The organism is Paenibacillus rhizoplanae (genome assembly GCF_042684125.1).
In the GTDB taxonomy this organism is placed as follows: domain Bacteria; phylum Bacillota; class Bacilli; order Paenibacillales; family Paenibacillaceae; genus Paenibacillus_AQ; species Paenibacillus_AQ rhizoplanae.
The window spans coordinates 50,515-64,819 of sequence record NZ_JBHUKY010000062.1; the positions used below are offsets into that span (position 1 = coordinate 50,515).

The 14,305-nt window shown below is 46.1% G+C and carries 15 protein-coding genes and 1 pseudogene; 12 read left to right on the top strand and 4 right to left on the bottom strand.

Going from position 1 to position 14,305, the window contains the following annotated elements; genetic code table 11:
* Positions 1 to 180 precede the first annotated feature (180 nt).
* The 5 genes from ACFSX3_RS25565 to ACFSX3_RS25585 all read left to right on the top strand — a co-directional run bounded on the left by ACFSX3_RS25565 (position 181) and on the right by ACFSX3_RS25585 (position 5,539).
* Positions 181 to 606, top strand: a complete 426-nt coding sequence (locus tag ACFSX3_RS25565) for a hypothetical protein (RefSeq protein ID WP_209993439.1) — start codon at positions 181 to 183, stop codon at positions 604 to 606.
* Between the two features lie 40 nt (positions 607 to 646).
* The gene (locus ACFSX3_RS25570) at positions 647 to 1,081 is read left to right on the top strand and encodes a hypothetical protein (RefSeq protein WP_209993438.1); all 435 of its coding nucleotides are present in this window, start codon (positions 647 to 649) and stop codon (positions 1,079 to 1,081) included.
* Between the two features lie 441 nt (positions 1,082 to 1,522).
* Complete coding sequence (locus tag ACFSX3_RS25575; protein WP_379256982.1) at positions 1,523 to 3,484, top strand: serine hydrolase domain-containing protein; 1,962 nt, start codon at positions 1,523 to 1,525, stop codon at positions 3,482 to 3,484.
* A gap of 22 nt (positions 3,485 to 3,506) precedes the next feature.
* Positions 3,507 to 4,184: a response regulator transcription factor gene (locus ACFSX3_RS25580; protein WP_209993437.1), complete on the top strand. Its 678-nt coding sequence runs from the start codon at positions 3,507 to 3,509 to the stop codon at positions 4,182 to 4,184.
* On the top strand, positions 4,181 to 5,539 hold the full coding sequence (locus ACFSX3_RS25585; RefSeq protein ID WP_209993436.1) for a sensor histidine kinase: 1,359 nt from the start codon (positions 4,181 to 4,183) through the stop codon (positions 5,537 to 5,539). The genes ACFSX3_RS25580 and ACFSX3_RS25585 overlap by 4 nt, the downstream gene beginning before the upstream one ends.
* Here the strand turns inward: ACFSX3_RS25585 and ACFSX3_RS25590 are convergent.
* Entirely contained in the window at positions 5,514 to 6,131 is a 618-nt protein-coding gene (locus tag ACFSX3_RS25590) for a TetR/AcrR family transcriptional regulator (RefSeq protein ID WP_209993435.1), read from the bottom strand. The two genes, ACFSX3_RS25585 and ACFSX3_RS25590, sit on opposite strands and share 26 nt — an antisense overlap.
* A gap of 54 nt (positions 6,132 to 6,185) precedes the next feature.
* Positions 6,186 to 7,376 (bottom strand): pectin acetylesterase-family hydrolase, encoded by a 1,191-nt coding sequence (locus ACFSX3_RS25595; RefSeq protein ID WP_209993434.1) that lies wholly within the window; start codon positions 7,374 to 7,376, stop codon positions 6,186 to 6,188.
* A 225-nt stretch (positions 7,377 to 7,601) separates the two neighbouring features.
* Here ACFSX3_RS25595 and ACFSX3_RS25600 point away from each other — a divergent pair, with 225 nt between their 5' ends.
* The 3 genes from ACFSX3_RS25600 to ACFSX3_RS25610 are packed head-to-tail and all read left to right on the top strand — an operon-like array spanning position 7,602 to position 9,517.
* Positions 7,602 to 8,162 (top strand): papain-like cysteine protease family protein, encoded by a 561-nt coding sequence (locus tag ACFSX3_RS25600; RefSeq protein WP_379258874.1) that lies wholly within the window; start codon positions 7,602 to 7,604, stop codon positions 8,160 to 8,162.
* Between the two features lie 40 nt (positions 8,163 to 8,202).
* Entirely contained in the window at positions 8,203 to 8,967 is a 765-nt protein-coding gene (locus tag ACFSX3_RS25605; protein ID WP_209993432.1) for a hypothetical protein, read from the top strand.
* Positions 8,968 to 8,983: 16 nt separating this feature from the next.
* Complete coding sequence (locus tag ACFSX3_RS25610) at positions 8,984 to 9,517, top strand: hypothetical protein (protein WP_209993431.1); 534 nt, start codon at positions 8,984 to 8,986, stop codon at positions 9,515 to 9,517.
* Positions 9,518 to 9,581: 64 nt separating this feature from the next.
* Here the strand turns inward: ACFSX3_RS25610 and ACFSX3_RS25615 are convergent, their stop codons facing one another.
* On the bottom strand, positions 9,582 to 10,220 hold the full coding sequence (locus ACFSX3_RS25615; protein ID WP_209993430.1) for a hypothetical protein: 639 nt from the start codon (positions 10,218 to 10,220) through the stop codon (positions 9,582 to 9,584).
* Positions 10,210 to 10,671, bottom strand: coding sequence for a helix-turn-helix domain-containing protein (locus ACFSX3_RS25620; protein ID WP_209993429.1), 462 nt, complete (start codon positions 10,669 to 10,671; stop codon positions 10,210 to 10,212). Before ACFSX3_RS25620 ends, ACFSX3_RS25615 begins: the two co-directional genes overlap by 11 nt.
* A 146-nt stretch (positions 10,672 to 10,817) precedes the next feature.
* On the opposite strand from ACFSX3_RS25620, the gene ACFSX3_RS25625 reads away from it, so the two are divergent.
* The 4 genes and pseudogenes from ACFSX3_RS25625 to ACFSX3_RS25640 form a co-directional block, all read left to right on the top strand.
* Positions 10,818 to 11,165 carry a hypothetical protein gene (locus tag ACFSX3_RS25625; protein WP_209993428.1) on the top strand — a complete coding sequence of 116 codons (348 nt, stop codon included), beginning with the start codon at positions 10,818 to 10,820 and terminating at the stop codon, positions 11,163 to 11,165.
* 355 nt (positions 11,166 to 11,520) lie between these two features.
* A complete protein-coding gene (gene yidC, locus ACFSX3_RS25630; RefSeq protein WP_379256968.1) occupies positions 11,521 to 12,360 on the top strand; it encodes a membrane protein insertase YidC in 840 nt (279 codons plus the stop codon).
* Positions 12,361 to 12,781: 421 nt separating this feature from the next.
* The gene (locus tag ACFSX3_RS25635) at positions 12,782 to 13,174 is read left to right on the top strand and encodes a hypothetical protein (protein WP_209993427.1); all 393 of its coding nucleotides are present in this window, start codon (positions 12,782 to 12,784) and stop codon (positions 13,172 to 13,174) included.
* Between the two features lie 159 nt (positions 13,175 to 13,333).
* Positions 13,334 to 14,305 (top strand): annotated as a pseudogene (locus ACFSX3_RS25640) (IS4 family transposase); the annotation flags it as partial.

Below are 14,305 nucleotides of genomic sequence, written 5' to 3' on the forward strand. Positions count from 1 at the left end.
TAGCAATCCTGATTCTGTCTGTACCATCTCGTTTGTAAGAAGAATAATAAAAATATTTAATGAGTTGGGGCCGTATCTGTATACGGCTCCTTTTTTGCGGTTCTTTGATATACATAAATCAAGAGGAGAATCCGATATTCGGTGTAAAAGGAAAATATATATAATCACGGGGGAGATAAGTTGAGTGAGCGGATGATTATTAGGATTAAAGGACTAGCGCAGGTTGCAGTGGTGGGTATAATTCATTTGCTGATCATTAGCTTTTTGAATTTAAAAAAGGGTGCGTGGGAGGAAGTAGGGGGTCTGCAAATTGCATTGACATATTGCGCTCCGGTTTTTTTGTTGTATGCAACTTGTATGAGGTCGTTGAAAACGAAGAAGATCAGGTATAATCTGGTTTGGCTATTGACCAGTCTGCTTCCCAGTGCGGCCATCCTTTTTAAAATAAAAGAAATTGCGGGCGCGGAGCCGAGCGAACCCGTATTTATTGAATTGCATTTTGAACAAGGTTATTTAGAACTGATGCTTTTTTTCCCCTTTATCTATTCGGTCATCCAGTTAGTCTTGTGGGTTTCAATGTGGATTATGATATTATCCAAAGAATAATCATTTTACCTCATACAATGTTAAGCAAGGAGGAAAGAGAATGGGGAAATTCATAAAGCCAATATACCAAGCCGTTCTTTATATGTTAGCAGCAATTGCAATACACCTGATATTAATCTATTTTCTTGAGATAAGAATTGAGGGATGGGGAACAGAAATAATAATATTACTTTGCAAAACCTACTTCCTGCCCTTCTGCATGTGTTTTATTAATTCTTTATTGTTTATTAGGGCTAATAGGAGAGGCGACCAAATCACCTGGTTTTTATTTACGGTCATTCCAAGCAGTTTACTTCTGTTTCTTTTCGTGGAGTTACAAGGTGTTGAACCTAGAGGATATGCTGTAGTATCTTTTGAGCTTTTCCAAAAATATCAGGCTGAAATGCTGTATGTACTTCCGCTGGGTATTTTAGTAATTCAATCCCTTATGACTTTATATTATCTAATCAATGTGAGAGTGTGGAAAAGAAATTAATCGTTTAAAATTATACCGAAGCTGAATGATGTCTGGCGATCAAGAAGACATTCAATTCCCTGTACATAAGACGAAGAACGTCCCAAGCTGCCGCCCGGCAGAGCGGGCGTTCTTTTTTGCGCACTCCTTTTTCCACTGAATCCTGGCAGCAACGAAGTAAGTGAGTTAAGTTCTTAGTTTTATAGGCATAATTGTTGTAAGAATTACAACTTGGATTCAGGCATACTCAGTTGTTAGGTGAAGTGTTGTATTTCATGCAGGATTTTCAAGTGATTGTGAATGTACTTTATCATTCGATCAATGAAAATTCTTGTCTAATGAACCTGCTCTTGAAGCATTTATAGTCTTGTTAACGTTCCATTCACACTACTCTGATAATCTCTATAAGTGTTAGGCGGATGAAGTTCAACCTTAAATAGACAGATGATGCGGAGGGTAATAATGTTAATATTTATGAAAAAAAAGCTGATCGCCGGTATGGCCATGCTGGCTGTGCTGGGGTTAGGCGCAGGCCTTATATTTCCCGGGAAACATGCAAAGGCGGAGACGGGGCAAGCCGCCTCACCGGGGTCCCGGATTGAAGCACCTGCCAATCTTGAGGATACGGCAGGCCTGACTGCCTTTGTGGATGGTATGATGGAAGAGTATATGAACCGGCTGCAAATTCCGGGAGCCGTCATCTCCATCGTCAAGGACGGGAAGATCATTTTGGGCAAAGGGTATGGCAGTTCCAATCTGGAGCAAGCGGCTCCGGTTGACCCTGCCACCAGCATGTTCCGAATCGCTTCAACGACCAAGTTGTTCACCTGGACAGCTGTGATGCAGCTGGTGGAACAGGGGCAGATTGATCTGGACACGGACATTAACACCTATCTGAAATCCGTGAAGATTCCTGCCACTTATCCTGAACCGATCACCATGCGTCATTTGATGACCCATACAGCAGGCTTTGAAGAGGGCGGGGTCGGTTATCAGATCGTCACTGATCCTGCCGGACTGCCCGGTTCCATCTCGGAGACACTCAATAAACATATGCTCGCCCGGATCAGACCGCCCGGTGAGATGAGTGCCTATTCTAACTATGGAGCCACGCTTGCCGGGATGATCGTGGAGGATGTCAGCGGCATTCCTTATAATGATTATATTCAGAAATATATCTTCGATCCGCTGGACATGAAGCATTCGACGGTCGTGGAGCCATTGCCGGAGTCATTCATCCCTAACCAGGTGGTAGGGTATAACAGCGAGAACGGCAGCTTTATTCCAGGCACACCTACCTTCGAGGGCGGATTTCGTCCTGCCGGCTCGGGCACCGTATCTGCGTTAGACATGGCCCATTTCATGATCGCGCATCTGCAGAACGGGAAATATGGGGGCGGGCAGATTCTGAAGCCTGAGACTGCTGCATTCATTCATTCAACGGCATTTCAGCTCGATAAGCGCCTGCCGGGAGTCGCTCTCGGATTCGCAGAGAAGCGGGTGAACGGGGTGAGAATAATCTCTCATGGCGGCTCCGATCCCATGTTCAATACGGAATTATATCTCGCGCCTGCCAAGCAACTGGGGATTTTCTTATCCTACAATGGCGGTCAAGGCAGCGAAGCTGCGGCTAATCTGGTCCAGGCCTTGTTCAACCGGTATTATCCCGCTTCCGAAGTGAAGCAGCCGGAGTTCTCCGCTTCCGCGGAATCTGTGCAGAAATATGCCGGCTCCTATCAATTTACACGCCGCAACATAAGTGATATTGACAAGTTCTTTAACTTTTTTGCCCAGCTGAATGTTACGGTTGTGGATAACAAGATATCCTTGGGAAGCGGCAGTGAACAACAGCTGTACAGAGCAATTGCCCCTAACCTGTTCCAGCTGGAGGAAGGGACTGATCAGATCGGCTTCCTTACGGATGAGTCCGGCACAGTGACACATATGCTTCTGGACATGGCTCCGGAGATGCCGCTGGAGCGTACGCCGCTTTTGGATCAGAGTGAGTTTTGGCTCATACTGCTTGGTGTCGTCGGATTCATTTTCCTCACGGCCTTGCCTGGACCTATCTTCTTCAGACGCAGGTTCAAGGCGATGACGCTCCCCGAAAAGCGGGCCATCCGGTTATCTGCGGGAACTTCCGTTTGGGCGCTGTTGTCTTTTATTACTCTGTTTATGATTATTATGTCCATGGACATTATGCAGAAGCTCAGCGGTATCAGTCCTTTGCTGTCTGTCAGTCTGGTTATGCCAATCATTATGGCGGGCTTGACCTTGGCAATATTGATCTCGGCTGTACTGGTTTGGAAGAATAAGTATTGGACCGCCCTGAAGCGGGTGCATTACACGTTAGTGACGCTTTCGGCTATCGTACTGACGATCTTCTTCTACTATTGGAATCTGCTCGGCTGGCAGTTTGGATAACGCTTAAGAGAGAAGGATGACCGTGGCTACAATACTTATCGCGGATGATGATGACAATATCCGGAAGCTGATGTCTTTATATCTGCGCAAAGAAGGGTTCCACCTCGAAGAAGCCGGGGACGGCACCAAGGCCTTGTCGATCATAGAGGACTCACAGATTGATCTTGTCATTCTGGATATTATGATGCCGGGACTGAACGGCTGGGAGCTGTGCAGGGAAATCAGGCGTTCGGATGCGAATCTCCCTCTTCTCATGGTGACGGCCAAAGCGGAATCCGCCCACAAAATCAAAGGGTTTCAGCTCGGAACGGACGATTACCTGACCAAGCCGTTTGATCCGGTGGAGCTGGTGATGCGGGTAAAAGCGCTGCTCAAACGCTCACTGGTAGTTACTTCCCAGTCCGTGCAGCTCGGTAATGTGGTGCTTAACCGCCGGACCTTTCAGGTTACACGCGGCGGGGCACCGGTCACGCTGCCCTTGAAGGAATTTGATCTTCTGTTTCTGCTGGTCAGCCACCCCAGGCAGATCTTCACCAGAGAACAACTGATCCAGCAAGTCTGGGGACTCCATTATGAAGGGGACGGGCGGACGGTAGATGTGCATATTAGCCGGCTGAGGGAGAAGTTCAGCGGCAACGGCGAGGGTTTTCAGATCGAAACCGCCCGCGGCCTGGGATACCGGCTGATCCCTGAGCCATGATCAAGACATTGTATGTCAGGATCATTCTCACGTTTCTTGGCATTATTGTCTTTAGTCTGATCTGTTCCTTTTTCATCGGCTTGTATGTATTTCAGAAGCAGATAAGTTATGAGGGACAGAACGAGATGATCACAGTGGGCAGGGAGATTATTCACCGCTATGATGACGCCAAGCCTACAGATATGGATGAGTTCCTGAATAGTATGGTTAAAATATCGGCGCATCCTATCCACATGTACCATCCCTCGGGGGAACATAGCTTTTACGGTCTCCCGGATAGTCCGGCTGTGACCATCACCCCCGGCGCTGTCCGGCAAGTGTTGCAGGGAAAGGTCTATCGTTCCTCCACGGAAGATGATGATACGTTCATCGGAATGCCCTTCATGCTCAAGGGGGAGTGGCGTGCGATGTTCCTGCAGTATTCTGCTGAGAACGAACATCTTGTCAACCGGCTGGTACTCTTTGTGCTGCTGCTCGTGCTTGTGCTGGGAAGCGTATGTATTGTTGTCGCTGCCAGATATCTGGTGGAGCCGATCAAGGCTTTGACGAATGCCACCAGAAGATTGGCCAAGGGTGATTTCGAAGTGGATCTCAGAATGAACCGTGTGGACGAGATAGGGGAGCTGACCCAGAGCTATGTGGAGATGGCGGGGGAACTGAAGCAGCTGGAGCAGATGAGGCAGGATTTCGTCTCCAATGTCTCCCATGAAATCCAGACACCGCTTACCTCCATATCCGGTTTTGCCAGGGCGCTGCAGAGCAATGATCTGATTGCCGAAGAGGAACGTAAGGACTATCTGGATATCATCATTGCGGAGAGCGGACGTCTGTCCCGGCTAAGTGATAATCTGCTGAAGCTGGCTTCCCTGGATTCCGAGCATCACCCCTTCACGGCAGTCCCTTTCCGGCTTGACGAGCAGATCCGAACCATCGTGGTGACCTGTGAGCCGCAGTGGTCAGCCCGGAGCATCATTATTGATCTGGAGCTGCCGGAAGCTGTTCATATCACAGGGGATGAAGATCAGCTGAAGCAGGTATGGATGAATCTGCTCAGTAACAGCATCAAGTTCACGCCAGAAGGCGGGAAGATCAGCATCCGTATAGACCACAGTGCAGCGGAAGTTGCCGTCACTATCAGCGATAATGGCATCGGGATCTCCCCGGAGGAGTGGGGTGCCGTGTTCCAAAGATTCTATACAGTAGACAAATCGCGGAATGGAAGTAATAGCGGGAACGGTCTGGGACTGGCCATTGTCTCAAAAATCGTCTCCCTGCATCAGGGCAGTATTGAGGTAGACGGTGCGGCAGGAGTAGGCACGACGATTATTGTCAGGTTGCCCGTACGCCAGACATAATGAAATCCTTGAATTGCCGGTCCGTTGCCCGGTCTTCCTCCGTGACTGCACCGCCCCGCTGGTGAGACAGAATAACGGCTTTTTGTAAATACATGAAATACAGGTGGGTGGACTTCTGCAGAAGGTCCAGCCACTTTTTTTGATGCTCTGGAGCCACCGAGGCGCTCTCCAGGCTGATGTACCGCGAATACCAGACCTCCATAGCCTTCCTGAAGTCAGGGAGCTCGGCCGGGTTCTTGGAGAGAGTACTGTAGTAGACTCCAAAAAGGGCATCATAATAGATCAGTGACTCTTGATGCTCTCTCAGCTCCAGGTATTGATCCAGAATCTTCTCCAGAGACTGTACCGGCTGTGCAAAATCGAAATCAAACAGCAGCTGTCCAAACATCTGCTCCAGATTATCGACATAGAGCTCGGCGGCTAAATCTTCCTTGTCCTTATAATGAAGGTACAATGTGCGGCGGGAGACACCGGCTTGTCCGGCGATCTGTGTCATATCCGTGCGCTCAATACCCTGAGTACAGAATAGCTCCAGCGCAGTATCCTTAATAAGGCTCCTCGTTAATTGCTGCTGCTTCTCACGCAAATTCAATGATTTCCTCTCCTGTCCTTATGCTGTTATGCTAGTATTCCGCTGCTTCCCGGACTACTCTTGAGCTGGCTCCGGCTTCCCGAGGAACTTGCTGCCCACCGAATAGGGGTTGTGATGATTGACCGCATCCCCCAGCCACTTCAGCAGCTTCACCCCATCCTGCTCCGCCTGATAGAAGGTCTCCCGGGTGGAAAAAGTGTGCGGGGTGGTCCCGTTCTCAGCATTCAGCCCGTAATCCGTCAAATAGTAATAATAATTAGGAACCGTTGCCGCTAGAGCAGCTACCGATTGCCGCATTTCCTCTGACCATTCCTTAATGAGCTTCTGGTCCCGTGGACCATTATGATCGTTAATCTTGTTCTGGAAGTGGATCAGAATCTCATCATATACCGAATAGGCTTGTAAAAGCACCGTACCTGCAGGCAGCAGCCGGCCATTCGCGCGAAAAGAAGCCCCGATGATATCTGCCTCCGGCGCATATCCGAAGTTTGCAGTGAAATCCGAGTCCCATTCCTGCTCCATCACCTGCGGCCACTTGTCTGACTTCAGGAAGGAGCTGTCCGCATATTGGAAAATCTCAGAGTCTTTATAATGGTTGGAGATCTCGGGCGCCCAGAAGGCGGAACCGAATCCCCCGGCACTTTCGCCTGCAATTAGCAGCTTATCGGGCTTAGCCACGTTCGCATAGATCCAGTCAAGGCTGCTGCGCACATTATTACGCCCGTTATACCGCATGGTGAAGGTGCTGCTGTCCTCTCGCGGATACGTAGCGGTGCGGTTACCAATGTGGAAGTCACCTGTTGAATAAGGGAGGTAGACCACATTCCAGCCGTGAAAAGGATTATCCGGGTTGTCCGTATCCATCATCCCGCCGAGCAAAGTCAGCATATAGAACGGAATGTCAGCGAAATAGTTGCCTGTATCTCCGCCCTTAATAAAGTTCATGAGCTTAATAGGATGTGCAGCGCTCCGGGCATCCCAGCTGACCCCGCCGCCGGAAAAGAAGATGATCCAATTGTTGCTCTCACCAGTCTTAGTCCATATGAAATACTCTGATCCATCACTGGAAAGGGTATTCCCGCCCAGCTTGACCTTGTTCCACTCGTAAGGCTTCACTTCTGCGATTACGGGGGTAGTGGTCACCGGCCGCCGGATTACGAAGGCGTAGACCGCAACAATGGCAATGACAACAACGCTCAACAATCCAACACCCGTAAATATCGTAATTTTCTTCATTCTGCTCATCTCATCGCCCCCTTACTAGAAGTATACGCCCGGATAACTCATTGCACAATATGTATACTTAAATCTGAAGTGACAAGCTGGAAATAATCCTTTGGCAGATTGTTAAATCTATGATTTTCAATATAAAAGCTTTAATTTCAATATTCCAAATATAGTATTTTATGATAGTATTATCTACAGTTCTGTCGGCCGATGGATCAATACTCCAAGAGGGATTTGAAAAAAGTGAAAAAAATGAAATTGAAACCGCTGTCAATTCTGTTTAGTTCGATGATCTCGGCTTCTCTGTTTGCAGGCAGCGTATATGCTGCTTCTGGAGTTACTATTCATGACGTAACTTCCCAAGTACAACAGGGCAGCTATCTGTGCTGGGCGGCTGTATCCAGCATGGCTGGACAATATCTGGGGAAATCCAGCGCCACCCAGCAAAATATAGTGAAGGCTGCAAAGGGCATATACATGGACACGGCCGGGACGGTCTATGATGCGCAGGCAGGACTTGCCGCCTATGGCGTAAGCTCATCTGCATCACTAAGTGTGCCGTCTTACAATAGTTTAGTCAGCAATATAGATAATTACTCCAATGTTCTTGCGTTTACGAGCAAGGCTGGCTCAAGTATTGGTCATGCCTTTGTAGTTAAAGGGTATTACTACAACACCACTAACAATATTCAGAACTTATATTATATTGATCCGGCAGATGGTTCGAGCAATGTTCAAGGCTATTCTACGTTCAAGAGCAATTCCACTTATAAGTGGGTTAATACAGTAAACAATATTAATTGAAATTAATGACCTAATACAAACAACAATTGGAGGGCTTTTTTTGAAAATTCGTGCGTTGCTATTAACCGCTGTCCTGGCTCTGTCACTGGCTGGAAATGCTGCATATGCCGATTCTGGTCTTGAGAAGGCTGGGGCAGAGATCAAAGGAGCCATTGAGCAGGAATATAAAGAGTATTATGCGGATAGCCTTGAAGCCCAGAAGGATAACTTTCATGGTACGGGCAAAACAAGCTTTCATGAGGCCACTCTGGGGGAAGGAATCCCCTATTACCAGTTGAATGTCCAGGACAACTCCATTTCACATGAAATGGCGGGTTATAAATTTCCTCTTTATCTGGAAGAGGCCCAGGTTGGGGTGATCGAGGCTACTCTGGAGTCAGGGGCATGGACCATCTATAATATCAGCAATCATAATGATTTTGACAACACCGTGAAGCGGCTGGAAGCAGAGTATGCCGGAAAGGGCACTGTAGAGCTGATTGACGACAAACGCTACGAGCTGGATTATCTCTATATAAACAATGAGGTTAACGAGACCTATATTGATTTAACGAATGAACAGAAAATCAGTCCTTCAGAGGTTAGGGATGCGGTTAGCGAATCGGCAGATGCCTTGAATTCTATGAACCGCAATTCCAATGACGGAGCAATCCTGGTGGGTGGCGGCCATCATGCCGCTTCTTCTGACGGGGGGCATAACTCTTTAATTACAGCGATCGTCCTGTTCGGACTATCTCTTGTCTTTGCTGTCCCGGTTGTAATCTCCGCTGTCCAGAGAAGAAGAGCCTCAGACGTATTACAATGAGCTTGGGACGAAACGAATGAACCGGCTCATAGGATTATTCCTACTGTTTAGCCTGGCACTGTTGGCCGCAATGGGATGCAGTAATAAGGGAGGCACCGCCGAAGGTGAGACTGACGAGCAAATCGCCGCCGGGTATGTTGAGACTCTTGGTTACAAGATCGTTGACCCTGCAGAAGAAGTTGCCCAATATACATTGGATCAGACCATGCTTGAGAATCTGGATTACATGCAGCTCTGGTCGGTACAGAAGCAAGAACCTGATGCCTATTTCGGCAAAAAAATCATAACTTACCGATTCATCGTGGAGAATCATCCCCTGGAGCAGCAATATCCCCCGGACGAATACAGGATTGCCGTAAATGTCATGCTTGCAGATCATGAGGTCATAGGCGGAACCTCGGGTCCGCTAAGCATAATCAAGAATCTCGTCGTGGCCGGCGGAGAGTACTCCATCGAAGGGAAGACGCTGAAGGAGATCAAAGGGCTGGATTATTCGCAGTGGCTGGAGCATTGGAAGGAGAGGTATGGGGCTGAAGTGAAGCTAAGATAGTAAAAAGGATGCTAAGAGTGTGCATACACTCTTAGCATCCTTTTTAAGTTGATGGTTATAAATCTTAAAACAGCGAATCCTGCGTCTCCGGTAATAGAAATGTATCCAGATTCATCACACGAATTTGGCCAAATGGATCAATAAAATCCTTAAGATTATAAGTTACAATGATGTCGGCGTTATGTATAATGGCTGCAGCCATTACCGGATAATCATCCATGTCCTTCAGCGGCTTTTTACGTCCCCGTTCCTGCTTTGCTTCCTCCTGTAACATGGCAATTGTCTTCCCTAGATATTGTTCAATCACATCCTGGCCTTTATGTCTCCAGCCATACTCCTCTTGCATAATTTCTTCCACAATTAGTTTATAATCGTCTGAAAATTCAGGCCAGTTTATTTGCCCCAATGAATCCAGAAATTCCACATTAAAAATCCCCTTGAACATTTCGAAGAGTGGCATAAGTTTGTCATGTTCGAAAGCAACGGGTCTCATCGGCCCATCCTTTTCTGTACGGATAGCTATGCCTCCCGAGCGCAATAAACCATAGAATTCTGCCTGAACAGCTTTGGGCAGGCAGAATTCTACAAGGCCGTTGATATGCAAATCATATAACCGGTCGAATTCCTTGCGAACCCTGTGATTTCGGTAAATAAACCGATCAGCAAGTATGCAGCCATCCCAGATGATAATTTTAGTCTTCATCACGGTATAGATCCTTACGGTTAACGAGTTCCATCTCAGCAGCGTTATTAAAAATGAATTTTTCGAGGGCTGTAACTTCCGCTTCTGCGGGAGGATTTTTAAATTGCTTCTTGGGTATTCGAATATCCCTGCTATGCTGGCTGGTACGTTCCCATTCAATTTTATTTTGTTTAATCCATTTATATACTGCTTTATCCGACACATTAAAGCGCTCAGCAACCTCTTGAACGGTATAGAAATCATTTGATTGAAAAGCTTTGCTCAAGGAAGGAGTGAATTTAATGCGGCGGTTTTTATGACTTCCCTGTCTTCCCTTACGTAGCACACCTTTTGAAGAAATAATTACAGAAGACTCTAAAAGAGTCTGTGCATTGTAAATATCTTGAGCAGTAACATTGCCTGACTCCACTTTCTCCAAAAATTGAAGCAAATTTTCTTTTACCGTTGACACAAATACCACCTCCTTCGTTCAGTATATCACAATAGAACGTAATTCAACCACAATTCAACTTACTCCTTAATTTTTGGTTTTGCATAAATTACGATATAATTATCCCTGAGATTACCAGTGGAATGATAAGAACTTGGAGGGATTGTATGACACTATCCAAATGCCTCAAGCTTTCAATGACATTGTTATTTGTCTTAATGATCTGTACAGCCTGCCAAAGTCATAAGGAGCAAGGAACGAGCGGCTATATTTCGTTAAATGAATTAGAGAGCTTAGCGGACAAGGGAGCCGCACTGAGTTGGAGCGATTTTGACAAGTATCCGTATGAGGATATCGGTTCAGGAGTGTATATAAGAAGGTACCCTATCGAAGGGGAACAACAGCTGTTAGTTAGAGGGAAAAGCCTGGAAAAACCGCCTGAGCAAATTTCTATTGTGGATCAAAAGGGTGAGGAGCAGGACATTCTGCTATGTGTTAATCTAACGTGCAGGTAAGTGAAACGACAACGTCAATCTAACGTATGATCCTTATTCAACTTTATCCGATATGGCTCATACGGAGGTGAACCTGGCTGGAGCATTTTTATGACTTAGTTCAATTGGCGTTCTCGATCGCTCTTATCTATTCCTTAGTATCATTTCCATTTGCTCATTTTTCTGTACGAGAGATTCACTGGGATCATGATATTGCTGCAGCGGGTTCCACTTGGTATGTGGCTGTCAGACTGTCGCAACCGAGCAGCATACAGCGTTGGATCATACGTACTGCCAGACGAAGAGAAGCACCGGATGAAGAGGACAATGTCCTTCCCCACATTGATAATCATACTTTCAATTAGGGAGGACAACGATGAAAAAGATCATGCGGCTTCAACCATGGGCCAAGCCCATTCTCGTATTGTTGACGGCAGTTATTCCGGTTATTGTGCTTAGCGGGTGTTCAACAGCAGCCCAAGCACACTCGATTACTGCCGATTCAACAGGGATATTCAACCACTTTTTTATATATCCATTATCGTTCCTAATCAAATTCTTCGCCGATGCATTTCACGGAAACTACGGATTATCTATCGTGCTGATGACGTTCATCATTAGACTTGCGATCATGCCGCTCATGATGAATCAAACCAAGAAACAAATGGACATGAAAGAGAAGATGACCGTCCTTCAGCCGGAGTTAACTGCACTTCAGGATAAGTACAAGGATGACGTTAGTGCGGATGCCAAAAGGCAACAGCAAGCCGAGATGATGCAGCTCTACCAAAAGCATCAATTCAACCCCTTAAGTATGGGCTGTTTACCGATGCTTCTCCAGTGGCCGATCACTCTTGCCTTTTACTATGCCATTCGCCGTACCCCGGAGATTGCCGCTCACGATTTTCTGTGGTTTAGCTTGGGGCAGACTGATATGATTTTGCCGTTTATTGCCGCTGCGGTGTATTTCGTCCAGTTCCGCTTGTCGCAATCCGCTTCCGCACAGAATCAGCACAACCCAAATAACCAAATGGCTTTCATCGGAATGTTGTCACCGGTTATGATGGGTGTATTTTCTTTTGGGATGCCTGCTGCGCTACCCTTATATTGGGTGGTTGGCGGTATCTTCATTATCGTGCAGACGATCCTACTGAATAAAATGTACAAGAAGCCAAATGCAGCAGGTAAAAACTTGCCTACAGGTGTAGAAGAATAATAAAATTTGATAAATCAACGGCAGTTTGGGGCTTTTAGTTCAAGACTGCTGTTGGTTTTTATAAAGAATTGGCTGGTGTGTGTATGTCGAATGTGATTTATAAGCATGAAGTAGAACGATTCGAAAGACTTGGAATGAAAGTATTATTGAAAGAAAAAATATCTAAGTACTTGAACTGTTCAACCAAGAATTTATAGGTTTATTTGAGGATTGGAAAGAGGAAGGGAATCCGCCCATTGAGCTTTATAACTTAAAAGAAGAAATCAGCGAATTTCAAAGAAGCAGCTGATAATTTAGTCCTTACAATTAATCTTTAGCACGTATATATAACCTTGATTGGCTTTGTGCCCTCTCTAGGTACGGACACTATCCATTCAAAATGAGATATGAAACAATCTATGGAATGGATGGTGAAATATAAATGGAATTTATAAAAAATATTAAATTAGTCACAGAAATATTGCCTAGCTTTAACGTCAGACAATTAACTTTTTTCACTTCATTAAATTATTATATCGCTCAAAATATTGACTATGAATATATCTCGTATTTAGAGATGGTTTTCATTATTGAACAGAAAAAAATGAAACAAAGGTTAAAAGTATTAATGAAATTCAATAATGTTTCATCCTTATATGTAAAAAATCTTGGAGGAAATTACAATCAAATTCTTGGGTTTGAAATTGAGGATAAAACTAGTAGCCAATGGGAGAAAAGTGGGAGTTATCATGTAAAGGATTATGAGGATGGGATTTTAGATTTTTATTGTGAAACAATTGAGATTTTAACTGTGAACAATGAAACTGATTTCTAATTAACTCAACTTTCGCAGAGTCAAAATCGAGTTGACCCCATGTTGGGGTTAAGATATAGCATGTTTAAGTAGAGGCCTTGCCCATATAGAAAAACACCGCTTCCTTTGGTAAAGTGAGATTGTCGAGATCCACTAAACCACAGAAGAGGTGTCCCTTCCATGATAAAACAAAAGTCGTCCCTAGATCAACTCCCACCTGAAATGAGACCTGCTTTTCAGGAACTCGGTGTCTTGAAGCACTTGAGAAATGCAGGATTTAAAAAGACTTTTGGTTATACCTGTTCCCATCTATTTATGCTTGTTTTTGTCCTGCTCTTTCATCAGAAGAACTGGTTTCGTCTGCTCGAAAGTTCCAAAGGTGAAGCCTTTCCTGGCAAAGATGCCGTCTATCGGTTTCTGAATCACAGCCAATTTGCTTGGCGGCGTTTCTTGACTTCGCTCAGCAGTGACACCGTTCAGCGAGTCGAGACCTTGACTTCCGTCAACGCGAACTTCCGTGTTCATCGTCGACGATTCCATGTTTGAACGAAATCGCAGCAAAGCGGTAGAACTTCTGGCTCGGTTTAAAGATCACGCCACCGGTGCTTATTATAAGGGGTTCCGTATGCTGACTTTAGGCTGGTCGGACGGCCATACGTTTCTTCCTTTGGACTTCGCCCTGCTGAGTTCCGTGAAGGCCGGACTCACCGGCATACATCCGGGAATCGACAAGCGATCCTCGGGATACAAACGCCGGAAAGAATCCCTGCTTTCGGCCCCGCATCTGGTTTCAGAACTGCTGGATCGGGCCATCGCCTCGGGTGTTTCTGCGACTTACGTACTCATGGATAGCTGGTTCACTCATGCGCCCTTAATCGGGCGAGTGGTGGAACGAGGTCTTCATGTTATTGGCATGGTGAAAAACGACAACAAGCGGTATCTCGTTCACGGTCAGCGGCTGGACCTTAACGGGCTTTACCGATCTGCAACACAAGTGCAAGGGAAGCAGCGGAATATTTTGCGTCAGATTCATACGGAACTGGTTCCAGGTATTCCGGTCGTCGTGGTCTTTGTTCGCCATCGCTCCAAGAAAAACGAGTGGCTCGCGATTCTATCGACGGATCTCACACTGACGGCACCGGAAATCATTCA